Raw genomic sequence first — 23,193 nt, 5'->3', positions numbered from 1 at the left:
TCTAATCCAGAGTAAGCTTGGGTTCAGAAGGCTTTAGCTATCCTGCAAACTTCGAATCGTATTGATGACATCATTCAGATAAAAACGGATGTCTAATACGCTCTTGTAAAAGTCATACTGGAATACAGCGCTTTGAATTCGACTGATGTGGTAATCGCCTTGGGCAGTGGTTATGTCCAGCAATGTTTTTTCACCCAATTCAAACTCTTTGTAATAGAGGTCAACGATTTCCCGGTTGGTTTCCATCGCTCGGTCATTCACGACCTTTTCATCCATCAGCTTTAAAGTTGAGCTGTAGGCTTCCTCTACTTTTTTTTCCAGAGTTAATGCCGCTTCCCGCAGGCGATACTCTGCTTGCATCACTCTGGCATTACTTTCATCCACTTTACGGCGGGTTTTAAAACCATCCCAGAGCTTATAGGTCATGGTTACTAAACCCGATTCTGTGGTCTTCCAGGTTTCTGATGTGTCGAGGGAGTGTTCCCTGCTGGTTTCGAGTTTGATACCGAATGATGGATAAAGGTCTGATTTAGCTTTGTCTCTGTTCTCTTCAGCAGAATTGATGTTGGCCTTCAGCGCCTGGATCTGGTAGCTCTTGCTAATGGCAAATGCGACCAGCTGCTCCAGAGAATGCTCAATCACAATGCCATCAAGCACCGGAGTGGTCAGATTATCAGGTTCGATGCCTGTGAGGCTTTTAAATGTCTTTCTGGCAAATGTCAGATCGGTTTTGTATTGAATCAGCTCCAGCTCTGCATTCTGGCTCAGACTGGTCAGGCGCTGAACATCAGACTTACTGGCTGCGCCTGCTTCATTTCTGGTTTCAAGAATACCCAGGAAACGCTTATAAAAGGCGATGTTCTCTTCAATAAAGTCAATAACTTCTTCAAGCTTGAGAATTTCCAGATAAGCTTTGGTCGTAATCAGTGCAAGCTTCTCACTTCCGTCACTGAACGTATGCTCTGCGGCGGTCAGCTTGTGCTTTCTGGAGTCGACGGTATTGGAAATACGGCCAAAATCGTACAGAACCTGGTTGAGCATCACGGTGGATTTGGTTTTGTCCTGCCACTTATTACCAGTGCTTCGGGTTTTGCCAGCTTCAGCTTGCCAGGTAATCGAGGGTTGGTAATCAGAATAGCTCTGACTTAATCGAGCTTTATTCACATCAACGGAGGCGCCGAGAGATTTGACAATCGGATTGAACTCCAGAGCCCTTTCAACTGCCTCTGTCAATGTGAGTGCATGAGTTGGGACCAGAAACAGTAGTGAAGAAACCCCCACCAGACATTTCAGCTTCATAAGGTTAGTTCCGTCTGTATCCGTTTTATGCTGGAAATCATCCCAATTTGCATCGGCCTGAACAGAGAGAACTGTAATGAGGTTTCACCACTTTATAAGTGGTCAAAAAATGCAGTGTTCATCAAGAAGGAGGGAGGTTAGACGATAAATAAGAAGACAATTTTTCGGACGACACGCTTGTACTGATGACCTGCTCGGTTCTTCAGGTAGTCATTAATCCAAATTCTGCTGATCCGCCGGTGGAGCATAATGGCGAAACAACCCGAAAGTAACCCATGGCCTGGATTTGTGGATGCGTTGTCAACGACGCTGCTTGTATTCGTATTTCTGGTGGTTGTACTGATTCTGGTAGTCACGGCACTGAGTGTGCAGGTGGGATTTGATATCGCCAAATCTGCCATTGAAACCGATAAAAAGAGTGCGGGTACCCGGGATGCTTTGGATATAGGGCAGCAGGCTTCTGTGGAGGCTGATTTTGATAAGGAAATTATTTCTGAAGCATTGGAAGTTCAGCTGGAGAGTCAAGCCAGCGTAGATGTTAAGGATAAACTGATACGCATTAAGTATCAGGATTTTAATTCCCGTCTGGCTGAAACGGCAAGAGCTGAGCTGGATAAGTGGCTGAAAGAAAACCTGGACAGTATTCAGGATAAGACGATTTACATTATCAGCCTGCTTAATGATCCCGGAATTGCCAAAACGGTTACCTATGAAGTTTCTTTCAGTCGAATAACACTGGTTCGGGCCATTATGACCAAGCTAGGTATCCCTTCAGAGAATATTAAAATCAGACTGGATGATTCCGGAACTGACCAGCGTAATGAAGTCATCATCAAAGTAGTGGAGAAAGAGTCATGAAACCACTGCTGAACCGTATGCAATATCGATTATTCACCCGCTACTCCATTATTTTTACAATCAGCTTTATCGTGTTGTTCTTTCTGATCTGGTCTGCCGTTGTTGAAATCGATGTCGTGGTTAAGAGTGATGGGCGAGTGACAACATTCAGTAATAACCGGGTCGTTGAGCACCTGGAAGGTGGCATTCTCACGGGGTTACACGTTACAGAAGGGCAGCGTGTCAGCAAGGATATGGTGTTGTTTTCAGTAATGAATCCTACCCTGACCGAAAACATCAGTATTCTGAAGCAGAAGCTCAGAGGCTTGGTTGCAAAGGCACAACGGCTGTATGCGGAAATGACCGGAGAAGACCTCACCGCTTCCATTGAGCAGATATCGCTGAATGACGAATACTACCTCAATGAGTTGGAACTGCATAAAAAGCGTATTAAAAAGTTGAATGGGCAGATATCCATTGTTCGTCAGCAGATCAATAAAGAAGAAGCCCAGCTTTCAGAGCTTGGTCAGGTAATCAACGATATGAACAACGAGCGAGCAGTTGCCCAGAAGCAACTGGATATCCTCTCGACTCTTTTGCGTAAAGGAGCAGGTTCAGTTCAGAATCAGCTGGAAAAAAAGATGGTGCTGCTGAAGATCGAAACCCGAATTAACCAGTCGATGAAGCAGATTCCAGTGATTGATGCCCGTCTGTCTGAGTTACAACTGAAGAAAACCAAGCTGGTTAATGATTTTCGTGAAGAAGCGCAGCATGATTACAACAAAATACGCTTGGAAATAGCCCAGATTCAGGAGCAGATTCGTTCCTCTCGGGAAAGGGAAGTTCGTGAAAAAGTAGCGGCTCCTGTTACCGGCACCCTGCATACTCTGCACGTTAATACTATTGGTGAAGTGGTGCCGCCAGGTGCAGTACTGGCTGAAATTGTTCCAGATGGTGTTCCACTGATGGTAGAGGCGATGGTGGCTCCTTATGATCGAGCGAAAGTCTGGCCGGGGCAGGAGGTTAATGTTCGTGTGTCTGCCTACGATTACACGACCTATGGCTCTCTTAAAGGTAAGGTTCTGGAAGTCAGCGCGGATACCTATAAGGATGATGTCACTGCGAAGCACTATTACAAGGCAATGATAGAAACAGAAAGTTCGGGTTTTGATGAAAACAGTCAGTTGATACCGGGAATGACTGTTGAGCTAAACATCTTGGCAGGAAAGCGGACATTACTGGGGTATTTAATGGGGCCTTTATCGGAATCAATACGGTTTACGGCAACAGATACATAAGTGTTATGGGGATAACTGAACTAAATCTTTCCAAAGAACACCGGGGTATTTTGATGTTGAGCTTGTCGTTCCTTTTCTGACAGTCTATCAAGGGCTTTATTGTGGCAGAGTGGATTATCAGAACAATAAAATAAGGTAAAAAAACGGACTCTTTTGGCATCTAGCGGTACCATGAGACAGGATAATTCTTCGGGTAGCTGAGCTAAACCACATATTTCACATGAGCCGAACTGCAAGCGCTCGAACATTTTTTCCATTAAAAATACCTTTTGTATAGCTGCCAGTTAGAAAGTTTCTAAAGGATTTCGTTAAAAAGGTCGCTATTAAGATAGCACTCTCTGTTTATTTGTTTCTCTTGGTGACAGTAGCGAGTAACAAATACCCAAATATATAGATTTTGTAAATTTGTGATTTTTCTTCCAGCCATTGGTAGTCAAGAGAATAGATAGAGTTGGCATGCAAAGTGGATATATAACGTTGAAAGGAAACAACTCAGTACCGGTTCCAGGAAGGAAGTACAGGCCAAGGATGGCCACCCCAAGGAAATAATAACAACAACGAGGAAGTACTGAGATTATAGCCCCGCCAGTCGGGGCATTATTTTTTGCAATACACCTTACTCTTGCTCAGATGGTTTGGGTGATTTTCACTTATTCTCTTATTACTGCTTTTCCTTATACTGCCGACATTTCTCATCTGATTGATAACCCTTATGATTGTTAAGAAGTGCCTTCTTGGGCTGATGGTGTCGTTGAGCCTGACGGGCTGCATTACCTTTCCAACGGAAGAGTCCGGAAAAGTTCAGGTTGTCTGGGACGAAACGGATCGTATTGAAGGCTGTGAACTTAAAGGTACGGTTTATGGCTCAGAAGGGCATTTTTACGATTACTGGCTGCACAGTGATCGGGATATGGTTTGGGGTACTATCAATCAGATGAGTATAAAGGCTGTGGATATGGGAGCGGATACTCTTTACCTGTATAGGCCATTTGGTTTTTTGAGTTCGGTCACTATGATGGCCAATGCTTACGATTGCAGGGTGAAGATAGCAAGTAATAATGGTTTACACATTAACTGAGACCTACCTATCTACAACTATAAATATGGAGTTCATAACAATGAACTCCATATTAAAATAAGAAATAATGAATTGATCTTCATACTAAATACTTTTGCATTGCTTGTTTTTATCAAAACTGAAGATAATCTAAAGATTCACAATTTCCTGATTTTGATCACTATGAGCAATTGTTATTTCGTACCAGGTTTTCCTATTCCAGCTATTCAGCGAAACCCCTTAATATCAGGAGGGTTAAATAATTTATCAGCTGGGACTAATCGATTGGGCTTAAGGTCTTTTGATGGAAGGAGTACTAGAGAGCATACTGGCAGTGGGCCAAGTGTTCAGGAAAGACAACCTGCTATCACTAATGACCTGATAAATTTGGGTTTGGATAAAAGATCATGTGCCAAAGTTCAATCTTTTAGTGAAACATCTATATTTACCCCAAGACAATGCGCTCTAATCGATTCTTTTAAAGTGAAATCCCGTGCTGAGACTGAGGTTATTTTAGAATTTACGTCCTGTTATGAACATGGCTTTAAAAAGCAAGCAATGGTCTTAATTGAGGCAAGGCCACTGGATGAGTGTAGGGGATTTTATGGTTTTCATAAGGTGATTGATTCCGATAGTAAAAATAAAAAATTTTGCGTATCTGTTGATCCCAGTTCAATTTGGAAGCCCGGGCAGCAGAAGCTTTTCTCTTCGCAGTTAACTATTGGGCCCGCAAAGGCTACTGAGATTGAGCTGCATCGTGATCCATTGTATCGAGGAAAGCTCCTTGATCGAATGGGACTTCAATTGGATAAAAAAAAGGAAACAGAAGTTTAGCTAAGCTTCGCAAAGCATGGGTTACCTGCCTATTCTTAAAAAAGTATCATTATAAATACATGGAGTAGTCTTGTGACTTTGTTTCAATATACATTTTCCATGGTAATCGTGTCTTTCTTGTTATTAAGCCCATCTGCTCATGCACTTATGGATAAAGAGGGTTCGGATTGCCATCATTCCTCAGTGGGGTTGAACTCAATTCGCACAGCTTTTCAGAAGTGGGAATATGGTCGTAAGAATCCGGAAACTTATCGTGAACTTGCGCCTAAAGCGCTTATTGAGCATTACCGCAGCTGGCAGGAATACAATAAGCTACCTGACCATATCCGTGATGACAGGGCTGCTCAGGCAATGATATCGACCTTCCGTCGCTGGAATGAGGCGAGATAGGCCGATTTTTCAAGTAGCGTTAACGTTGGTTTGGAGTAATGCCCAGCCCTTTCAGAACTATCCGGGTTAACGTCTCTGTTGCCTGATCGTAGTCAGACTGCTCGAGCTTATCTTTCCCAAGGGCCTGTGCGATCTGGTAGGAAAAGTCTGCATAATGCTGAGTGGATGACCAGAGCAGAAAGATCAGGTGCACAGGATCGACCGGGTCCATTTTTCCTTGGTCAGACCAAGCCTTGAATACCTGTGCCCGTCCACGAAACCATTTCCGGTAATCCTCTCCAAAATACGCCGTGAGGTGAGGACCTCCATTGATGATCTCCTGGGCAAAGATTCTGGATGCCAGGGGATTCTTTCGGGAGAACATGATTTTGGTATGTATATAGGCTGCCAGTGCTTCTTCTGGGGCATCCTCGGGACTCAAGCTGTTAAAGCTCTGATCCCATAGCTTCAAGATATTTGACAGAACGGCAGCATAGAGCGAGAGCTTATTGCTGAAGTAGTAGTGAACGTTGGCTTTGGGAAGGTTTGCCCGTTCAGCGATACGCTGCATGGTAGCGCCCTTGAAGCCGTGGGTCACAAACTCTTGTTCGGCAGCGGCCAGAATGCTTTTTTTATTATTTTCCCGGATCTTGCCGGGACGGTATTTTTTCGCAACTGCTTCCATATGCTCATTCAATCCTGCTAATGGTTGTAACCTCAGGTGATGAGAGAAGAAGTATCATTCCTGATACCGGCATGCCGGGAGGGTGATACCAAGCCAGTATGATACTTCAAAAGCAGTATGTTTCGATATTACAAATGCACTTTTATCAAGCCCTGCCACACTCGTTCATTCCAGCCACTTACGCCAAACTTGTTGTGCCAATAACGATATTCGGTGCCTACATAAACGGTATGCTCACTGCCCCAGAGATTACCCAGGTCATATTTGAGTTGCAGATGGGTCTGCCAGTTTGAGGTAACATCTGCGCCGTTATTTTTCGTTTTACTGACCCAGTCGATCCAGCCATCAAAGAGAAACTTCTGGTTGCCGAGGTCAAAGGGTACTGCCCATGCGGGAGAAACCTGGTAGTTACTGTCGTAGTTTTCATTGGATCGACCGTATGCGTTCACCTTCAGGAACTTGAATCCGGGCACATCGAAGTCAACGCCTGCACCGACCAGATAGTTAGTCTGGTTAACGTTTTTATTGCTGCCCATTTCAATCTGTGTTGAGAGATAAAAATCTTTGATCAGCCCACTGTCCCAGTCCATTCCCGTCAATTTGGGAATACTGAAGCGTGGATGCAGTTCTGACCAGACTTCACTGTTGTTATCCCCTTCCGTTGCCCTCAAGCGATCCATAAAGAAGAATACATCCCCCCAGCTATGGCCACTGGCATGCTCTAGGGTCAAGGTAACCTTTTTCTTATCCTCTTCAGCACCTTCAAAGGTTGAGCCATAGAGCAGGCTGATACTGTTATCACTCCAGAGGGTTTTAGCTTCAGCATTTATAGAGGTCAGTGCCAGTACAGAGGCAAAGGCAGTTATTGTTTTTTTCATTTTCATGGTGGCTTCCTTTTGGGTTGTTATTTTCAGGACAAAGCTTCCCTGACGCTGAAGACCTAAGCCTTCAGCGGTGGGTTCTTGGAATTAGGAATTAATAGATGGCGGAAACGTCAGACCTGCTCGGCAACCGCAGGAGAAACGTGTTCTTCATTCGTCTCATCAGAGGGCAGGAGAAGACTCAGGAGAATGGCAGAGAGGCCTCCGGAAGTGACTGCCGAGCCAAAAATGTTCTGCACCACTTTCGGCATTTCTTTCAACAGATCGGGTACCAGCGTAACACCCAGTCCAATCCCGAAAGAGACAGCCATAATCAGCAGCTTTCGGCGGTCCAGTTGCTCTGCTGCAAGAATCTTGACCCCGGCGGCAGCAACGGTGCCAAACATAACCAGTGTTGCTCCACCCAGTACAGGCTTGGGGATCTGCTGCAGGATGGCTCCTACCACAGGGAACAAGCCGAGAATGACCAGAATGCCAGCCACAAAATAACCAACATAACGGCTGGCCACACCCGTCAGTTGAATAACCCCGTTATTCTGGCTGAAGGTGGTGTTGGGAAAGGTGTTGAAAACAGCAGCCAGCATGGAGTTGAAACCATCACCCAGAACACCGCCTTTAATACGACGAAGGTAGTTTTCTCCCTGAATGGGCTGCTTGGAGATCATGCAGTTAGCGGTCAGGTCTCCGGTAGATTCAATAGCTGTGATCAGATAAATGATGGCAATGGGCAGAAAGGCGACCCAGTCAAAAGAGAAGCCATATTTAAAGGGAACAGGAATGCTGAGCCATGGTTGTTGCGAAATTGATTCCATAATGGCTGCAGTACTGGTTTTACCCATAAACAGGGCCAGAGCCATACCGGTAATCAAACCAATGACAATGGACGACAGTCGCAGCCATTGGTTACTGGATCGATTGAGCATAATGATGACTGCCAGTACCGAACCACCCAGTGCCAGGTTCTGCAGGCTTCCAAAGTCGGGCGCTTTGAACCCTCCAGCCAGATCGGTCATGCCCACCTTTATGAGTGAAATTCCGATAATGGTGATGACAATACCGGTTACCAGGGGCGTAATGATTCTTTTCAGTTTATCAAGAAACTGGGACAGGACTATTTCCACAAATGCACCCAGAAAACAGATACCAAAAATCAGAGAGAGAATCTCGTTAGGGCCTCCTCCCTGACTTTTGGCAATAAATCCGGCAGCGAGTACAGAACCCAGAAAAGCAAAGCTTGTACCTTGAAGGCAGATCATGCCTGCACCAACAGGCCCAAACCGTCGGGCTTGAATAAAGGTACCTACTCCAGAGACGATCAGCGCCATGCTGATCAGGTAGGGAATGTGTTCTCCGAGGCCAAGGACACCACCAATGATCAGTGTCGGAGTAATCACACCGACAAAACTGGCCAGAACATGCTGAAGGGCGGCGAAAAACGCCTGCGGCGCTGGTGGCCGGTCATCCAGTTGATAGATAAGATCCTGATTTCCAGCTTCTGCCTGTTCACTGTTCATATGTTTCCCCTTTCAGCTGCTTGTTTTTTATAATTGTCAGGATTGTTAATTGCTGACTAAATCATCAGCTTTTAGTGCTTAAGCAATTAGCTGGCCAATTAGTCAGATTTTTTATCAGGTAAAAGAATATGGCTTCTAACTATTTGTTTTTTCGTCTGTTGACTCTTGGAGTGCGGTGATTGAAGAGCCGTTGAGAATTATGCCGTAGCGTTAAATATGTTACCTGCCCAAAAAACAGGCATAAAAGTGACTCTGTTTGGTGCGCATATCTGAAGCTCCGTGTTCATTGTCCGGTCTATAGTGGAGTTATCGAAACTGACTGACTTGGAATATGAAAAGTCTTGTTAAGCCAGCATTTCTTGCCTTGGTACTCTTTGGGTGCCACCAGGGAACCCTCACTGAAGCCGTTACCTGGCAGCAGATTAAGTCAGGACAGCTCCTGCCGGTAAGGACAGCAGAAGGTCAGCGTATTTATGATGAGTACCTTGCTGGGTTGAAGGCGCAGAATCTTTCGCCGGAGTTCTCTGTCTATCAGAATATCTTTGGTATGGATAAACATAAGGCTGTCTGGTGTGTCGAGAAGGGGTGTCCTGAACAATACCGGCTGGTAACTAATAATTATGGATATTGGTTGGAAGATGGTGTCTACCAGCTGTTGATGTTTTCCACAGATCCATTCTGGGACCGAGGTGCCCTGGAACAGAAATCAGAGGAGCTGCTAAAGCTACACTTTCCAGAGCTATTCAGTGAAGCAGGCTTTGAGTGGGTGGTGCATATCAATCCCCCTACCAACCGATCGATAAAGGGGCTGGCCCATGCACATATTTTTTTACGGGACAGGTGGAATACACCCTCCAGACTACCGACGTTAATACATCGACTGCCTTATAATAGGTTGCCAGCAACTGAGTCCGGCTCTTGAAGCATCCATTTCACAGCAGATTCTGCATGAATTCGAGTTGTATCATACAGTGGAATGGAAACGTGTTGCTGTTGGACTAAAAGGCCAATCTCAGTACACCCCAGGATCACGGCCTCAGCTCCCAAGTCGTTCAAGTTGTTAATAATATCGATATAGGACTGACGGGATGATTCCTGAATATCCCCCAAGCAGAGCTCGTTATAGATAATATTGTGGACCACTTTTCTCTGGAGCTTATCTGGCGTGATAACCTGAAGACCATAGTGCTCAGTTAACCGGCCTTTGTAGAAGTCTTGTTCCATAGTGAATGCCGTACCCAGCAGACCCACGGTTTTGATACCTTCAGCGACCAGCAACTGAGCCGTAGCATCGGCGATGTGCAGTAGTGGGATCGATATCTCCTGCTCAATGGCGGGAGCCACTTTATGCATGGTATTGGTACAGATCATCAGCCCTTCTGCACCAGCAGCCTCCAGCCCTTTTGCTGCATTGGCGAGCAAGGCGCCGGCTTCTTCCCATTTCCCCTGATGCTGTAGTTGTTCCACTTCTGCAAAATCTACGCTGTAGAGGCATATTTTTGCTGAGTGCAGTCCGCCCAGAGCCTCTTTCACGCCTTCATTCAGGAGCCGGTAATAATACGCAGTGGACTCCCAACTCATTCCGCCCAGTAATCCAATAGTCTTCACAGGTTTTAATCTTCTGGCTTAATCATCCCGCTCACAATCATATACTGAGCCAGGTAATAGGTCAGCATAATGGCAACACCGGCATAAGGCAGAGGCTCAATAAATTTATTGATGGCAATCAGACTGTCAGATAGAGCAAACGTACTGGCACCAACAAACAACCATTGCCATGGTCGATTGCAGAAAGCTGCTCCAAGAACCATGGCACTGATGGCCATTAAGTAGGCAGTTACTGGAATAAGGAGTTCTCCACTGGCAGGCAAAATAAACCAGGCAAGAATGAAAGCAATGGGTACATAGCCAGCAGCCAGCCACAGACGCTGTCGATGAAATTTGGAATGCTGCCAGAATAAAATGGCATAAGTCACTTGTGCTATTAAGAAGCTGGCTAAACCAGGGACAAAGAAATTTCCAACCGCGCCATCAAGAGCCAGCAGAATGTCCCCCCCTGCAGAAAACAGAATTGCTATTACCATGCCTAACCGTAATTTACCGGCAAGAAGTTTCCAGACAGGAATCAATAGCAGAAGAATGGGAGCTGCTTTTGATACTAATGCTAGTGCAACAGGCAGTTGGTTCATTAGCAGGATATAAATAAGAGCAAGCACCCAGAAAGTAAGACTGATAGTTTTTGACATGACTTCACTATTCTTATTGTTAATTCAGTGAAGGATTATGATCTGATCCCGCCCTCAGGCCAAGGGGTTCAGTCTGTCTTATCGCCATACTTTTCGAAGGGCACAGAATGAGGAATTGGTCTGAGGGAATAGCACGAACGGCTTTCCGTTTGAAAATGTGGTATAGGGGAGTTTAGTACAGTGGATATACTCCCTCTTTCACAAGTTGATAGTTAGCACCTTGAGAACTTTTCACAATACTGACTTCAAAGAAATCCTCTTTAAACCGAACCAGCATGTACTTCTGAAAGACAGCTGCTCCCCCAAGAAATACCGGGAGGTGCTGACCTGGGCCATAGAAATTCCAGAGAGTGTGAAAATTGACTAAACCTACATAGGAGTGCAGGTGTCCGGCAAAAACAGCGGAAATTTTATATTTACGCAGAATGTCTTTTATATCATTGGTAAAGCCAGAGATATGATAATTCAGAATAATATGTTTCCCTTCATTACTGGCCTGTTCCAGATCATTAATAAGCCAATCTCTGGCGGATTGAATATTAAAGTAGTCCCGTCGGGCTTTACCAAAGTTCCAGCCATTCCAGTGATTTTTATAGGTCGGGTAGTTATTCAGTTGGACAAAGTGAATGTCGCCAATATCCCAAGAGTAAGCAAAGCTCTTACTGTATTTTCTTTTCAGTGATGGAAACTCGTAATAAGTTCCTGAATCATGATAGTCAAAACTGCGGACATTCAACGTTCGCACGTGATCTTTGAGATAAAGCATCATTCTGGAGGCGCAGTTATTCACAAAGCAGTCATTAACATTGTTTGAAATATCATGATTGCCCAAGCCCGGGTAGACATTCATTTGTAACTGTTTATGGTATAACTCCTGGTAAGCATTGAATTGCCAGTCGTGGCCAAAAGCTGTCAAATCACCATTGATGACTACGCCTGCAAGCTGCTCTTTACCAAGATCGGTCATTAGCGCATTCAGGCTCTGAATGTGATTAGTATTTTCCCGCCAGGCTTTATTCTGATCATCACAACTTTCATTCGATGTTTTGCATGACCACGGATATTGGGGGTCTGACATGAACGCCATATAAAAATCGCGATAGTTGAACTGAATCAGGCGGGCATAAGAGAATGTGTCATTAAGTTCTTCTCCAACATTTGCCGTCGAATCGTAATAGGTTCGACAAACTCCATTCCCATCTGGCTCTTCACAGGCTTCAAGTGCATGACCGGGAGCCAGCTGGATGGATGTGATTGAGTCATCAGCAAAATGTTGATTACCAAAGAAGTCTTGAGATACACCATCGTTTGAGCACAACGAAAATACCTGGCCAGAGTATTGGTGGTGTTCATATAGATTGGTACATTCTTCTTCTGAAGCAAAGCACTGATTAATTAACAATGTACTCAGGAGTATGGCATAGGATATTTCTAATGGCTTTTGAGTCTTTTGAATAGGCATGACAGGGCCTTCTGTATTGATCAGACAGTATTTTTTAGCGATAGAGAACAATTCTCTGAAATTATTTTAATTTACTAACACTCTGAAAAAGCTAAAAAATATATCGACAGGTGATAGGTCTCTTTGAACAAACCTTGAAAGTATTTGCTATCCTGAACTTGGTCTTATTGAGCATGGATGTTACTGAAGATTCACTATGAAAATTAAATGGCTTTTATTTTCAATGATTTAAATGGATGTTTCATCATAATCCTGAATCGCCGAATAATCAGATAATGGATCGAATAGAGATAAATGCTATGAAAAAAGGATATTTATTAGGAATAATCCTGTCAGGTTTTGTTGCATCTGCCTGTTCTCAGGAAAAACGTTTAGCGCTTGATGAGAGCGTTATGTTTGAAAAGCCCATGTATCATAAACACAGCGTTGAAGAAATTCTGAATGCATCTGATGATGACGAGCTGGTTAAGATTTCTGGTGAAATTGTTAAAAAAATCAAAGGGAAAATATACCTGTTTCGTGGAGAAACTGGTGAGATCAATGTGGTGATTGACGACTCTGCTTTACCCGAAAGAGGCGTTAAGCTGAAATCCCCTGCAGTTATTAAGGGAGAAGTGGATAATCCACCAGACAGGGCGCCAAGGGTTGAGGTTGATGACATTCATTATGTCTTTTAATGGTTGGCAGGTGTGGTGCTAAAGAAAGAAGGCCGAATTTTACTCGGCCTGTCTTTATTTACGTTGGTTGATTTCACGTGGCCAAGAGCTTAAGTAGCGGGTGGCCAGAAGTCAGCCCAGGGAATTGATTTATCACCGAGTACGAGAAAGTCTGTATTAATAAGGCTTTCCTTCATGTTATAGCAGAAACGCTGACCGGCAGGGTTGAGAAATAAGCCTTCCACCCCTTCAACAACGCCCTGAACCGCAGCGGTATCCCACTCAGAGGTAGGGCCAAGCCTCGGATAGATATCAGCCTGACCTTCAGCTACCAGGCAGCTTTTCAAAGCACTTCCTACTTTTTTAGACTTAAGGTTTGGGTAAATAGCTTTTAAGGCGTCGAGGTAGTTACGGGACTCTGCGGTTCCATAGCTCCGGCTGCCAAGTACGACGACTTCCCGCTCTGGAGTGAACTTTCTGGGGTATATAACGTGTGCTTCAGCACCTTTATCCTGCTTCCATGCACCAAGGCCTTTCCCTCCCCAGTAGGTGGTATCAGTCGTCGGAATATGCACAATACCAAGCAGAGGGTAGTTATTCTCGATCAGGGCGATATTGACCGAGAACTCGCCATTGCGGTTAATAAACTCTTTAGTTCCGTCCAAAGGGTCAATTAGCCAGTATCGCTGCCAGTTTTTCCTTTCCTGCCAGGGCGTATGTTCTGATTCTTCAGAAAGAATAGGGTACTGGGTAGACAGCTGTTTGAGACCATCAACGATAACTAGATTAGCCGAAAGGTCAGCATTGGTGACAGGGGTAGCATCAGCCTTGGTTTGTATACCGACATCATCCTGCTGATAAACGGTCAGAATGGCCTTGCCTGCCTTACGGGCAATCTTGATTATCTGAGGAGCTAAAGACTCAAGGTTGTTATTCATATCCCGTACTCGTTTTGCCAAATGGTTTTCTGATGGCTAGGGCTTGTCGAAGTCGCCAACAGGTCTTAATAAACCGGCTTGAAGTTGCTCTCGTACCAGAAACAATGCTGCAATGACTCTTGCTTCAGTGAAGTCTGGTCGGGCACAAAGTTCCATTAGCTGATCGAATGAAAACGTTTCAACTTCCAGTGGTTCTGGCTCATCACCTTCCAGCGTCTCTTCATAAAGGTTCTGCGCAACCATAATATGAATGCTGCGAGTCATGTAGTTCGGTGAGAGGGTAAAGTCTCCCAGATGGTGCCAGCAGTGGGCTCCGAAGCCGACCTCTTCCTTAAGCTCTCTATTCCCTCCCTCTTCCAGAGTTTCTCCTGGCTCTGCCAGGCCTTTCGGGAGGGTAAGCTGATAATCTTCAGTTCCGGCAGCATACTCCCGGATCATCATGAAATGCTGATGATCAATCAGTGGCACCACCATAACGCCCTGATGTCCTGTATCAAATTCACCCAGGCGTTCATATATACGTTCTTCACCGTTCGAGAATTTGATATCCAGCTCTTCGACCCGAAACAGACGGGTACGGGCAATTTCTCTGCAGGATTGAATCTCTGGCTTATTTTTGTGTGGACTTTGTACCGTCATGGTTTCCTGATGATATATGTTTGGAGTACCTGGATATTATAGAGGGAGCTTGAAGCAGGGTGTTATACCAATTAAGTTTTCTAACCCCGTTATGAGCATGTTGAGCTGGACAGAAAGGCAATAGCCATAGGGCATAAGGGCGAAGTGATGAGTCATAGCCTTTATACCCTATGGGTATTAACTATGGCGAGAAGCTTCAACGCAGGTTTCTGTTCAGATCAACAGCGCAATAGGGATTTAGACAATGCAATTGGTATTAGTTTTACATTCAGGTTGACAGACCCCTGGTCAGCCAGAGCAAACCAGGGAGCAGTGTGAAGGGGGGTTATTTTTCAATTGCCTGACTACTCTCCGCGAAAGTCTGAGCCAGCAGTAAAAGGTTCAGTAGTTCATCCAGGGTATCTTCAAGAAACCATCCCAGTGGTCTCCACTCCCCTGCAACTCTCACGAACTCCATTGTTTCTTCAGAGATATCATCTGGGTCAGTGGTATCGGCATCTGATTCTACGTAGGTCAGAATTGCTTCTTTTCCATTATTGGAAAACTCAATTTTTGTGATGTTGGGGTAGGCAATATTAATTGGCATCCCCAAGCTCAATGTCAGTTTGTCAAACATATGGGTAAAAACGGTGTTAATAAAATCGGCAGGTGGGAGCGTTTCGATCCGACCAATAACTTCAGGAATGACTTGCTGAAGCTTGCTGGTTTTATCCTTTTTCAAAAAACGATACTTAAAGTTGGTTTGAGCTTCTTCGCTGTAAAAGGAGGCAAGTTTTGAGTAATTCTGATCTCTCACGCTGGTAAATATATCTTCGAGAATCGTAGTGAGTACTTCCTTATCTTGAGCTTTTGTTGGCAAAGAGCTTTTACTTGTTGCTGTTTTCTTGCTGTTGGTTATCTCCCTTAGATCTGCCTGAGATACCCTTGTTTCAGGTATTCTCTGCTTGGCCTCAGCACTGGCAGCAGTAAGACATGATGTTAATACAAACATAGCCAGTGTTAAGGATAGATACTTCATTTTTGGTAACCCCGGAATTTCTGGTGTTTAGACAGGACACAGCGGTACGTATAACTGCCGTCCAGTTTCGTTGCGGCGGTTCAATGTAGCACCACTACATATTCACCACCTTGCCTTGGTTAAGGCAGCTTTACGTGCCACTGTGCACGACAACCCTATGTAAACAGAGCCTAGACCACTGTAGCCTTCCTGGAGTTGAAAGCACGGAATTTCATTCATATTACCGTACTGATAATATGGTCTGGGACAAGTTATGCCCCGGTTTGGCTTACATTTGTTTAAGCAGTAGAAAGCGCTTTGGATAGATAAACATATACAGTTATCAACCTCATTTTTGATATCTTTTTTTCCAGAAGTTGTCTCCGGCCTGATAGCTATTTGATGCCTCAAAATGTTCTTGATGAGATGCCATTATGATTGACTGGACTAAAATCAGCACGGTGCTGCTGGATATGGATGGAACACTACTGGACCTCCATTTTGATAATTATTTCTGGCAGGAGTATGTACCTGAGAAATACGCTGATAAACATGGCATAACTCTAACAGAGGCCAAAGAAGAGCTGTCCCCTCGCTTTGAGCAGATTTATGGCAAGTTGCAGTGGTACTGTCTGGATTACTGGGTCTCAGAACTCGATCTGGATATTATGGCGATGAAACAGGAGATCATTCATCTTATCTCTTTCAGGCCTTATGCCGATGAGTTTCTGCAAAATATCAAAGATCATGGTAAACAGGTGATTATGATCACCAACGCCCATCGTGACAGCCTTTCTTTGAAACTGGAACGTCTCCCGATGGCGCACTATTTTGATAAGTTAATTAGCTCCCACGACTACGGATACCCCAAGGAAGATCAGAGTTTCTGGCGAGCACTTGAAGCAGATATTGGTCTTGATAAGAAGCATGCCCTGTTTATTGATGACAATATCGGTATTCTCGACTCGGCAAAAACTTATGGTATTGCTGAATTACTGGCGATTCGTCATCCAGATAGCCAGAAAGGAGCATGGGATACGGGTGCTTATGCTGCGGTTGAAGATTTCCGCGAACTATTTGTCTCTTAGAGCGTTATCAGCCCTGAAAAGATGGCATCTTCAAGAGAATATAATCTCGTAATGTGGCACTTTTCATGATCAAAAGCAGTCAGGGTGACAGAATGAGTAATAGTGAAAAGATCCGGTTAGATAAATGGTTATGGGCGGCTCGCTTTTATAAAACTCGTAATATCGCAAAGGAAGCCATTGATGGTGGCAAAGTGCACCTGAATGGTCAGCGATGCAAGCCAGGTAAGGAGCCCAGGGTAGGTGATGTTATTAAGCTTCGGGCTGGTTGGGATGAACGAGTCGTAGAAGTTAAGGCGTTAAGTGACAAACGGCAAAAAGCTGATCTGGCGCAACAGCTGTATGAGGAAACTGCAGAAAGTATTCAGGCTCGGGAAGAGGCTGCAGAAAACCGGAAGGCGCTGCGTGGTGCAATGCCAAGACCAGACCATCGGCCTGATAAAAAGCAGCGTCGTGAACTGTTAAAGCATAAGTCTGATTACTAACTGCATGTCTGTGTGGTTTAAAGAGTCTGACTGCCAGCCGTATACTGGATGGCTACCTTAATGGCCTCCATCAGACTGACTTCACTGGCCCTTCCTGTTCCTGCAATGTCGTATGCAGTTCCATGGTCGACTGAAGTCCTGAGAAACGGCAGTCCGCAGGTAATGGAAACGGTACGTTCGAAGTCTACCATCTTGGTGGCGATATGCCCCTGATCATGATACATGGAGAGCACGCCATCATAAGCACCATTAAGTGCCTGATGAAAGACAGAGTCCGCCGGAATTGGGCCGCTTACGTTCAACCCTTCCCGTTGAGCCCTCCTGACCGCTGGCTCAATGGCACAGACTTCTTCATCTCCAAAGAGTCCATTTTCACCACAGTGGGGGTTCAGGCCAGCAACGGCCAGAGAGGGATATACGATACCCAGAGATTGAAGAATCCGGTACGCTCTGAAAACTCCCTTGAACACTGTGCTTTCTACGATTGCGTTACAGGCCTGCTTTAAAGAGAGATGGCGAGTTAGAAAAAAGACTCTCAGTCCTGCTACCTGAAACAGCGTAACAGGGTCAATCGTACCTGTTAGCGATGCAAGAATTTCCGTGTGTCCAATGTGGGGGATTTTTGCTGCGCGAAGAGATTTCTTGTTGATCGGTGGTGTGGCGATTGAACCATAGCCCAGGTTTTTCACGTAGCGGACAGCTTGTTCAATGAAGTGGTATGCAGCAGCTCCGGATTCAGCAGAGACTTTTCCAAACACAATCTTCTCTATATTGGTAATGGGAGAGTGGAGCAGATGTATGTGGCCGTTATTGTGTAAGTCAGCAGGGGAGCCATTGATGGATAGGAAATGCACTTTCTTCTGACAGAGATGGGCTGCTTGTTCCAGCCAGCTGCGATCACCAATCACCACCACTCGGCAGGTTGTATTGAATTCCGGGTTGCACAGGGATTTGATAATGATCTCAGCACCGATTCCGGCAGGATCACCCATGGGGATGCAGATCAGGGGGGCATTGCCGCTATTGATCACGCTTGGACTGCCTGAAAACAATAGAATGAATATCAGCTTAGCAGCAATATTGGACGTCATAAGAAAGGGAGCCATCAGGCTCCCTTATATATCTGCATTATCTACCTGATTTTTCAGGACGGCAGAATAATGTTGCCACCAGCTTCACGGATTGCAGCCAGGTTTTCATCATCAAACTTGCTGTCCGTGATAATGCAGTCAAGATCTTCCAGACGGCTGATGGTTTTCATGCTGGAAGCACCAAATTTACTGGAGTCAGCCAGCAGAACGGTCTTATTGGCCCGCTCCATCATTTTACGACGAATGTAGTAATGATCATTGGAAGCAGTAGTTACACCGTTGTTCAGGCTCCAGCTGTTGGTTGCCAGAAAGGCGATATCTGCATTAATGCTGTCGAGGAAAGACAGGGCTGCAACATCGGTATGTGCCTTGGTGATGGCACTGACATTACCACCTGTGGTGAACACTTTAACAGTAGAAGAGTCTGACAGCTGAAGGGCGATCTTTAAGTCAGTGGTGATGACAGTCACTTTCATGCGCATCATCAGTTTAGCCAGTGCCATTGTACTGGTGCCAGAGTCCAGGAGGACGATCTGACCTTCCCGCACCTGCTTCAGTGCTTCATGGGCGATGGACTTCTTTTCTTCGATATTAACGGCGTTTTTCTTTTCGTAGGGGATGTCTTCCATCAGGAAGCTTTTAGAGACTGCGCCGCCATAGGTTACACGCAGTTTGTCTTCTTGCTCCAGAGTACGAATATCACGACGGATGGTCATTTGTGACACATCAAAACGTTCGGCCATTTCTTCGATATTGGCACAGCCTTTTTCTTCAACAAAAGCAAGAATGTGTTCGCGACGTTCAACCGGGAGCATAGTTGTACCTCTTTAAATGGAGCATGATCTGTTTGCCCGATCTGTTGGTGTTTTCAGGTAGCAAATCAGGTTTGCAGGACTTGACCAACGGTAATGATGCTTGCTGCCGATGAGTATTCAGAGATAGTAATTTCCCGTAAGACATAACTTACAGAGCTACCTTGCAATGATGAACTGATAGCACTCGATATGCAGAAGACCGATCAATGGGCATTTTGCGGGGGATTATATCACCAGAATGACGAAGTATTCCCAACTTTTCATTCATGGAGATAGCCTTATTTGATCTGGGTTTAGTTATGGAAAATGAAGCAATGGGTAAAGCACTGGGTAAATACTTACAGGCTCTGCTGACTCAACGGCACAGTGGGGGGCGAGAGGCCGAACAACCCCATGAACTCCTTTGCCCGGAGTGTGACCTGTTGATATCTATCCCGGTGTTAAAGCAGCGGCAGGTAGCTGCTTGTCCTCGTTGTTTTCGTACTCTGGAAAAACATGCTTACTATCGCATTCAAACCCTGCTGGCTTTGGTGATTACCGGATTACTGCTCTACATCCCTGCCAATATCTATCCCGTTCTAACATTAGAGCTGGCTGGGCGACAGCACAGCAGCACTATCTGGGGTGGAGTGGTTGCACTGTGGCGTAATGGCCTGCCAATTGTTGCTACGGTGGTATTTGTTTTTGTCATTCTAGTCCCACTGCTGCGACTAATAATGTTACTACCCATTATTTGGGCATCTCTGTTAAGGGATGGATCTCGATTTTCCCGGTCTCTGTTTCGTGATTACCTTTTTCTCTGCCAGTGGGGAATGGCAAAAATCTACATGCTAGGCGTACTTATCTCTGCAGTAAAACTGGTCGATATGGCGACAGTCGAAGCTGGTCTTGGGGTATTTTGCTACACCGGGCTGATGCTGATCGAAATTGCCATCAGCATAACGCTAAATGAGGCAAAATTATGGATAGCCCTGGGTAGGGATGCAGGAGCAAAGGTTGTTGAAGGGAAAACAGTTATCAATGAATGGTATTGATCTTGGTCTGAAGCTTTGTCTTGTCTGTTATCTGGCATGTCCTGAATCACAGAAACGATGTTACCGTTGTGGTGGCCGGGTTCGGATGCGGCGACAGAACAGCATAGCAAGATGCTGGGCTTTAACGCTGGCAGCTGCACTTCTTTATATACCGGCCAATACCTTACCCATGATGTCGATCAGTTGGCTTGGCCAAGGGGGGGAACCGGACACCATTATGTCCGGAGTCATAAAACTGATTGAGAACGATATGCTCATGATCGCAGCCGTGGTGTTTATTGCCAGTATCTTGATACCTCTGCTGAAGCTACTGGGAATGGCTGTATTGCTTCTGTCCATTCAATCTGGATATGAAATGGGGTTGGGAATAAGGCAGAAAATACGACTGTATCGGGTTATTTCGTGGATTGGCCGCTGGTCGATGCTGGATATTTTCATTATTTCTCTGCTGGCTGGATTGATTCAGTTTGGTCAGCTTGGGCAAGTTGAGCCGGGTGCTGGGGCCTGGGCATTTGCTGCTGTCGTTACTCTCACCATGCTTGCTTCTAACAGCTTTGACCCACGCCTTTTATGGGATAACCAACGCCTGAGCCAAAGGGTAGAGAAGAGTGATTGCACAGGAGGTGCCGCTGAATGAGTCAGGAAAACAGACACCCTGAAGATTGTGGATCAGAGGGTGGTGAGTCATCTGCAGCTGCTTATGTTGAAGATCGGATAAACTTGACCCCTATCTGGCTATTACCTCTGGTGGTTCTTATTGCAGTAGGCTGGTTGCTCTGGCGTGAGCTGGATCACGGTGGAATCGAAGTCATGATCCGTTTTGAGAATGGTCGGGGGATTGCTGTGGATAAAACAGAAGTCCTTCATAATGGTATTCCTGTTGGACACGTTACCCGCCTTTCTCCCAGTAAGGACTTTGATGCGGTTGATGTGACAGTGAAAATGGATCAGCGCTTTCAAACCCTCCTTACGGAAAACAGTGCCTTCTGGCTGGTAGAACCACAGCTGAGTCTTACTGAAGTCTCTGGATTGGATACCTTGATAACCGGGAACTACATCGCCTTTAGCCCATCATCTGAAGGTACCTTGCAAGCACAATTTACAGCGTTGAAGAGAGCACCGGGAATGATGGGGGGGAAAGATGGGCTTCGCTTGATATTACAGTCTGACGAGCTTCCATCACTGGAAATTGGCAGTCCGGTCTTCTACCGAAAGCTAAAGGTTGGGGAGGTGTTTGATTATGGCCTGTCAGAAGATGGTCTTTTCGTAGAGACACAAATCTACATTCAGTCTGAGTTTTCAAAGTTAGTGCATGAAAATACCCGTTTCTGGAGTGCTGGTGGCTTAAAAGTTTCCGCTAATATGACCAACCTGGAAGTACAGGCTCAATCACTGGTTTCCATATTAAAGGGTGGTGTGGCCTTTTATACACCTGAATGGGAAGAAGTGAAGCCGGTAGTTTCAAGTGGTGCAGAGTTTTCCCTTTACAGTGACTACGACACTGCCGAAGCGGGAATACCCATTACTATTGAGTTCCCTCTCGGGGTTTCTCTTGGCGACAGTAACATACCTATTCGTTTTCATGGTCAGGAGGTAGGGCGGATTCGTTCTGTGGACGTCAGCGAAGATGTCAGCCGTGTCATTGCTGAAGCGATTGTCAGGCCGGAAGTAAAGCCTGCATTGGTTGCTGGTACACGATTCTGGGTTGTTGAACCCAAACTGGGGCTGGACGGTGTGTCTGACCTAGATACGTTGATCAGTGGCCGGTATGTGGCAATGGATATCAATAAAAAGGTGATGCAGGCAGGCTCGGCAGTCAGTCACTTTAAAGGTATGGAGACCCGACCGGCAACACCCATAGGGGCCATCGGTTTGAGTCTGACGCTCGATACAGATGCGCTGAAAGGTATCGATATAGGAAGCCCGGTTTTGTACCGGAACGTTCCTGTTGGATTTGTTCAGTCCTATGATTTGAAAGGCAGTGGTTTATCCATTCAGGTTCTTATAGAAGCACGTTACCAACATCTGGTTAATATGAGCAGTCGCTTCTGGAATGTCAGTGGGCTTGAATTTGAGGGGGATCTGCGTACTTTTCGTGTTGATATGGCCTCCATTAAAAGCCTGATATCTGGAGGCGTTGCCTTTAGTACAGGCAAACCGGATGCGGAAAGAGTAGAAAATGGAGCAAGATTTCCCCTATTTTCAGATCAGACCGTTGCGCTCAGTGGTGATCAGGAGATAGAAATTCACTTCGATCGTGCTGATGGCTTAAGTGAAGGTACTCAAATTCGCTTTCGTGGTGTAGAAGTCGGTCGGGTTACCCGTTTAGTGGTCAGCAGAGAAAATCAGGGGGTGACTGTTAAAGCATTGATTGATAATGATAAGGCCTGGTTGATGAGAAAAGGCGTCCATTTCTGGCTGGTTGAACCAAAATTGGGGCTTGCTCGAACATCGAATCTGGAAACCTTGATCATCGGTCCATATATTCAGGTTGAAATGCCGGCCATCCCGGGACCAGAGACAACAAGGTTTATTGGTCAGCACCGAGAGCCAGATGATATTCCAAAAGCAAAAGGTCTGGTTCTTGAGCTGTTGAGTGAAGGCTTGGGTTCAATACAGCGGGGCAGCCCAGTCTATTATCGAGATGTACCGGTTGGTGAAGTCACCGGGTACCGTCTGGCTAACCCGGCTGATCAGGTCGTTATTATTGTTAATATTGAAGATCGCTACCGTAGACTGATCAGCAATGATAGCCGGTTCTGGAATGTCAGTGGTATTGATATTGATGTTGGTCTCTTTCGGGGAACCAGTATCAGGGCAGATTCATTGGAGGCTCTCCTGGCGGGAGGGATCGCTTTTGCAACACCAGAAAAGCCAGAACAGCCTATTCAGTCAGGGCATCGTTTTGACCTTGCCGATGAACCTAAAAAAAGCTGGTTGCTGTGGCAGCCGGAGATTTGGCTGCATTAAT

Annotated in this window: 25 protein-coding genes; 12 read left to right on the top strand and 13 right to left on the bottom strand. The window is 45.5% G+C overall.

The window, feature by feature from the left end; genetic code table 11:
* Window positions 1-33 precede the first annotated feature (33 nt).
* Window positions 34-1,299, bottom strand: a complete 1,266-nt coding sequence (locus GV64_RS23305) for a TolC family protein (protein ID WP_020582431.1) — start codon at window positions 1,297-1,299, stop codon at window positions 34-36.
* A gap of 249 nt (window positions 1,300-1,548) precedes the next feature.
* Here GV64_RS23305 and GV64_RS23300 point away from each other — a divergent pair, with 249 nt between their 5' ends.
* Together GV64_RS23300 and GV64_RS23295 are read left to right on the top strand one after the other, a co-directional pair.
* Window positions 1,549-2,157 carry a hypothetical protein gene (locus tag GV64_RS23300; protein ID WP_020582432.1) on the top strand — a complete coding sequence of 203 codons (609 nt, stop codon included), beginning with the start codon at window positions 1,549-1,551 and terminating at the stop codon, window positions 2,155-2,157.
* Window positions 2,154-3,434 (top strand): HlyD family type I secretion periplasmic adaptor subunit, encoded by a 1,281-nt coding sequence (locus GV64_RS23295; RefSeq protein ID WP_020582433.1) that lies wholly within the window; start codon window positions 2,154-2,156, stop codon window positions 3,432-3,434. The genes GV64_RS23300 and GV64_RS23295 overlap by 4 nt, the downstream gene beginning before the upstream one ends.
* Window positions 3,435-3,454: 20 nt before the next feature.
* On the opposite strand, the gene GV64_RS26030 is transcribed toward GV64_RS23295, so the two are convergent.
* Complete coding sequence (locus tag GV64_RS26030) at window positions 3,455-3,691, bottom strand: hypothetical protein (protein ID WP_020582434.1); 237 nt, start codon at window positions 3,689-3,691, stop codon at window positions 3,455-3,457.
* A 455-nt stretch (window positions 3,692-4,146) separates the two neighbouring features.
* Here GV64_RS26030 and GV64_RS23285 point away from each other — a divergent pair, with 455 nt between their 5' ends.
* The 3 genes from GV64_RS23285 to GV64_RS23275 all read left to right on the top strand — a co-directional run bounded on the left by GV64_RS23285 (window position 4,147) and on the right by GV64_RS23275 (window position 5,715).
* On the top strand, window positions 4,147-4,512 hold the full coding sequence (locus GV64_RS23285) for a DUF4156 domain-containing protein (RefSeq protein WP_020582435.1): 366 nt from the start codon (window positions 4,147-4,149) through the stop codon (window positions 4,510-4,512).
* Between the two features lie 72 nt (window positions 4,513-4,584).
* Window positions 4,585-5,325: a hypothetical protein gene (locus GV64_RS23280; protein WP_020582436.1), complete on the top strand. Its 741-nt coding sequence runs from the start codon at window positions 4,585-4,587 to the stop codon at window positions 5,323-5,325.
* A gap of 72 nt (window positions 5,326-5,397) precedes the next feature.
* Window positions 5,398-5,715: a hypothetical protein gene (locus GV64_RS23275; RefSeq protein WP_152554171.1), complete on the top strand. Its 318-nt coding sequence runs from the start codon at window positions 5,398-5,400 to the stop codon at window positions 5,713-5,715.
* A 19-nt stretch (window positions 5,716-5,734) separates the two neighbouring features.
* Here the strand turns inward: GV64_RS23275 and GV64_RS23270 are convergent, their stop codons facing one another.
* The 3 genes from GV64_RS23270 to GV64_RS23260 all read right to left on the bottom strand — a co-directional run bounded on the left by GV64_RS23270 (window position 5,735) and on the right by GV64_RS23260 (window position 8,774).
* Window positions 5,735-6,379 carry a TetR/AcrR family transcriptional regulator gene (locus tag GV64_RS23270; protein WP_020582438.1) on the bottom strand — a complete coding sequence of 215 codons (645 nt, stop codon included), beginning with the start codon at window positions 6,377-6,379 and terminating at the stop codon, window positions 5,735-5,737.
* A 128-nt stretch (window positions 6,380-6,507) separates the two neighbouring features.
* Complete coding sequence (locus GV64_RS23265) at window positions 6,508-7,263, bottom strand: outer membrane protein OmpK (protein ID WP_020582439.1); 756 nt, start codon at window positions 7,261-7,263, stop codon at window positions 6,508-6,510.
* A 110-nt stretch (window positions 7,264-7,373) separates the two neighbouring features.
* Window positions 7,374-8,774: a nucleobase:cation symporter-2 family protein gene (locus GV64_RS23260; protein ID WP_020582440.1), complete on the bottom strand. Its 1,401-nt coding sequence runs from the start codon at window positions 8,772-8,774 to the stop codon at window positions 7,374-7,376.
* 331 nt (window positions 8,775-9,105) lie between these two features.
* Here GV64_RS23260 and GV64_RS23255 point away from each other — a divergent pair, with 331 nt between their 5' ends.
* On the top strand, window positions 9,106-9,696 hold the full coding sequence (locus GV64_RS23255) for a DUF3605 domain-containing protein (RefSeq protein ID WP_020582441.1): 591 nt from the start codon (window positions 9,106-9,108) through the stop codon (window positions 9,694-9,696).
* Here the strand turns inward: GV64_RS23255 and GV64_RS23250 are convergent.
* The 3 genes from GV64_RS23250 to GV64_RS24075 all read right to left on the bottom strand — a co-directional run bounded on the left by GV64_RS23250 (window position 9,660) and on the right by GV64_RS24075 (window position 12,482).
* Window positions 9,660-10,382 carry an aspartate/glutamate racemase family protein gene (locus GV64_RS23250; protein WP_020582442.1) on the bottom strand — a complete coding sequence of 241 codons (723 nt, stop codon included), beginning with the start codon at window positions 10,380-10,382 and terminating at the stop codon, window positions 9,660-9,662. The genes GV64_RS23255 and GV64_RS23250 overlap by 37 nt on opposite strands.
* 5 nt (window positions 10,383-10,387) lie before the next feature.
* Complete coding sequence (locus GV64_RS23245; RefSeq protein ID WP_020582443.1) at window positions 10,388-11,020, bottom strand: lysoplasmalogenase; 633 nt, start codon at window positions 11,018-11,020, stop codon at window positions 10,388-10,390.
* Window positions 11,021-11,192: 172 nt separating this feature from the next.
* Window positions 11,193-12,482, bottom strand: a complete 1,290-nt coding sequence (locus tag GV64_RS24075) for a metallophosphoesterase (protein ID WP_020582444.1) — start codon at window positions 12,480-12,482, stop codon at window positions 11,193-11,195.
* A gap of 299 nt (window positions 12,483-12,781) precedes the next feature.
* On the opposite strand from GV64_RS24075, the gene GV64_RS23235 reads away from it, so the two are divergent.
* Window positions 12,782-13,159 carry a NirD/YgiW/YdeI family stress tolerance protein gene (locus GV64_RS23235; protein ID WP_020582445.1) on the top strand — a complete coding sequence of 126 codons (378 nt, stop codon included), beginning with the start codon at window positions 12,782-12,784 and terminating at the stop codon, window positions 13,157-13,159.
* 89 nt (window positions 13,160-13,248) lie between these two features.
* On the opposite strand, the gene cysQ is transcribed toward GV64_RS23235, so the two are convergent.
* The 3 genes from cysQ to GV64_RS23220 all read right to left on the bottom strand — a co-directional run bounded on the left by cysQ (window position 13,249) and on the right by GV64_RS23220 (window position 15,733).
* Window positions 13,249-14,097 carry a 3'(2'),5'-bisphosphate nucleotidase CysQ gene (gene cysQ / locus GV64_RS23230; RefSeq protein ID WP_236632986.1) on the bottom strand — a complete coding sequence of 283 codons (849 nt, stop codon included), beginning with the start codon at window positions 14,095-14,097 and terminating at the stop codon, window positions 13,249-13,251.
* Window positions 14,098-14,112: 15 nt separating this feature from the next.
* Window positions 14,113-14,715, bottom strand: a complete 603-nt coding sequence (nudE, locus tag GV64_RS23225; RefSeq protein ID WP_020582447.1) for an ADP compounds hydrolase NudE — start codon at window positions 14,713-14,715, stop codon at window positions 14,113-14,115.
* A 325-nt stretch (window positions 14,716-15,040) separates the two neighbouring features.
* On the bottom strand, window positions 15,041-15,733 hold the full coding sequence (locus GV64_RS23220; RefSeq protein WP_020582448.1) for a hypothetical protein: 693 nt from the start codon (window positions 15,731-15,733) through the stop codon (window positions 15,041-15,043).
* Between the two features lie 413 nt (window positions 15,734-16,146).
* Here GV64_RS23220 and yrfG point away from each other — a divergent pair, with 413 nt between their 5' ends.
* Window positions 16,147-16,800 carry a GMP/IMP nucleotidase gene (gene yrfG, locus GV64_RS23215; protein ID WP_020582449.1) on the top strand — a complete coding sequence of 218 codons (654 nt, stop codon included), beginning with the start codon at window positions 16,147-16,149 and terminating at the stop codon, window positions 16,798-16,800.
* Window positions 16,801-16,892: 92 nt separating this feature from the next.
* Window positions 16,893-17,282, top strand: a complete 390-nt coding sequence (gene hslR, locus GV64_RS23210; protein WP_026258233.1) for a ribosome-associated heat shock protein Hsp15 — start codon at window positions 16,893-16,895, stop codon at window positions 17,280-17,282.
* A 17-nt stretch (window positions 17,283-17,299) separates the two neighbouring features.
* On the opposite strand, the gene pdxA is transcribed toward hslR, so the two are convergent.
* Window positions 17,300-18,388 carry a 4-hydroxythreonine-4-phosphate dehydrogenase PdxA gene (gene pdxA / locus GV64_RS23205; RefSeq protein ID WP_082210313.1) on the bottom strand — a complete coding sequence of 363 codons (1,089 nt, stop codon included), beginning with the start codon at window positions 18,386-18,388 and terminating at the stop codon, window positions 17,300-17,302.
* Between the two features lie 38 nt (window positions 18,389-18,426).
* Window positions 18,427-19,188 (bottom strand): DeoR/GlpR family DNA-binding transcription regulator, encoded by a 762-nt coding sequence (locus tag GV64_RS23200; protein WP_020582452.1) that lies wholly within the window; start codon window positions 19,186-19,188, stop codon window positions 18,427-18,429.
* Window positions 19,189-19,487: 299 nt separating this feature from the next.
* On the opposite strand from GV64_RS23200, the gene GV64_RS23195 reads away from it, so the two are divergent.
* Genes GV64_RS23195 through GV64_RS23185 form a run of 3 tightly spaced genes read left to right on the top strand, consistent with a single transcriptional unit; the run spans window position 19,488 to window position 23,192 of the window.
* The gene (locus GV64_RS23195) at window positions 19,488-20,222 is read left to right on the top strand and encodes a paraquat-inducible protein A (RefSeq protein ID WP_157236996.1); all 735 of its coding nucleotides are present in this window, start codon (window positions 19,488-19,490) and stop codon (window positions 20,220-20,222) included.
* The gene (locus tag GV64_RS23190; protein WP_236632985.1) at window positions 20,185-20,859 is read left to right on the top strand and encodes a paraquat-inducible protein A; all 675 of its coding nucleotides are present in this window, start codon (window positions 20,185-20,187) and stop codon (window positions 20,857-20,859) included. Before GV64_RS23195 ends, GV64_RS23190 begins: the two co-directional genes overlap by 38 nt.
* Window positions 20,856-23,192, top strand: coding sequence for a PqiB family protein (locus GV64_RS23185; protein ID WP_020582455.1), 2,337 nt, complete (start codon window positions 20,856-20,858; stop codon window positions 23,190-23,192). The genes GV64_RS23190 and GV64_RS23185 overlap by 4 nt, the downstream gene beginning before the upstream one ends.
* Window position 23,193 lies beyond the last annotated feature (1 nt).

The sequence above is a fragment of the Endozoicomonas elysicola genome (assembly GCF_000710775.1).
GTDB lineage: Bacteria > Pseudomonadota > Gammaproteobacteria > Pseudomonadales > Endozoicomonadaceae > Endozoicomonas > Endozoicomonas elysicola.
Note: the sequence above shows the minus strand (reverse complement) of the source record. Positions and strands in the feature narration are given on the sequence as shown.

Bases quoted from the DNA above. Each gene is read 5' to 3' on its own strand.
- GV64_RS23270 (WP_020582438.1), bottom strand. From the start codon at position 6,379: ATGGAAGCAGTTGCGAAAAAATACCGTCCCGGCAAGATCCGGGAAAAT.
- GV64_RS23245 (WP_020582443.1), bottom strand. From the start codon at position 11,020: ATGTCAAAAACTATCAGTCTTACTTTCTGGGTGCTTGCTCTTATTTAT.
- GV64_RS23255 (WP_020582441.1), top strand. From the start codon at position 9,106: ATGAAAAGTCTTGTTAAGCCAGCATTTCTTGCCTTGGTACTCTTTGGG.
- GV64_RS23185 (WP_020582455.1), top strand. From the start codon at position 20,856: ATGAGTCAGGAAAACAGACACCCTGAAGATTGTGGATCAGAGGGTGGT.
- GV64_RS23300 (WP_020582432.1), top strand. From the start codon at position 1,549: ATGGCGAAACAACCCGAAAGTAACCCATGGCCTGGATTTGTGGATGCG.
- yrfG (WP_020582449.1), top strand. From the start codon at position 16,147: ATGATTGACTGGACTAAAATCAGCACGGTGCTGCTGGATATGGATGGA.
- GV64_RS26030 (WP_020582434.1), bottom strand. From the start codon at position 3,691: ATGGAAAAAATGTTCGAGCGCTTGCAGTTCGGCTCATGTGAAATATGT.
- GV64_RS23220 (WP_020582448.1), bottom strand. From the start codon at position 15,733: ATGAAGTATCTATCCTTAACACTGGCTATGTTTGTATTAACATCATGT.
- GV64_RS23195 (WP_157236996.1), top strand. From the start codon at position 19,488: ATGGAAAATGAAGCAATGGGTAAAGCACTGGGTAAATACTTACAGGCT.
- GV64_RS23200 (WP_020582452.1), bottom strand. From the start codon at position 19,188: ATGCTCCCGGTTGAACGTCGCGAACACATTCTTGCTTTTGTTGAAGAA.
- GV64_RS24075 (WP_020582444.1), bottom strand. From the start codon at position 12,482: ATGCCTATTCAAAAGACTCAAAAGCCATTAGAAATATCCTATGCCATA.
- pdxA (WP_082210313.1), bottom strand. From the start codon at position 18,388: ATGGCTCCCTTTCTTATGACGTCCAATATTGCTGCTAAGCTGATATTC.
- GV64_RS23265 (WP_020582439.1), bottom strand. From the start codon at position 7,263: ATGAAAATGAAAAAAACAATAACTGCCTTTGCCTCTGTACTGGCACTG.
- hslR (WP_026258233.1), top strand. From the start codon at position 16,893: ATGAGTAATAGTGAAAAGATCCGGTTAGATAAATGGTTATGGGCGGCT.
- GV64_RS23260 (WP_020582440.1), bottom strand. From the start codon at position 8,774: ATGAACAGTGAACAGGCAGAAGCTGGAAATCAGGATCTTATCTATCAA.
- nudE (WP_020582447.1), bottom strand. From the start codon at position 14,715: ATGACGGTACAAAGTCCACACAAAAATAAGCCAGAGATTCAATCCTGC.
- GV64_RS23235 (WP_020582445.1), top strand. From the start codon at position 12,782: ATGAAAAAAGGATATTTATTAGGAATAATCCTGTCAGGTTTTGTTGCA.
- GV64_RS23295 (WP_020582433.1), top strand. From the start codon at position 2,154: ATGAAACCACTGCTGAACCGTATGCAATATCGATTATTCACCCGCTAC.
- GV64_RS23285 (WP_020582435.1), top strand. From the start codon at position 4,147: ATGATTGTTAAGAAGTGCCTTCTTGGGCTGATGGTGTCGTTGAGCCTG.
- GV64_RS23305 (WP_020582431.1), bottom strand. From the start codon at position 1,299: ATGAAGCTGAAATGTCTGGTGGGGGTTTCTTCACTACTGTTTCTGGTC.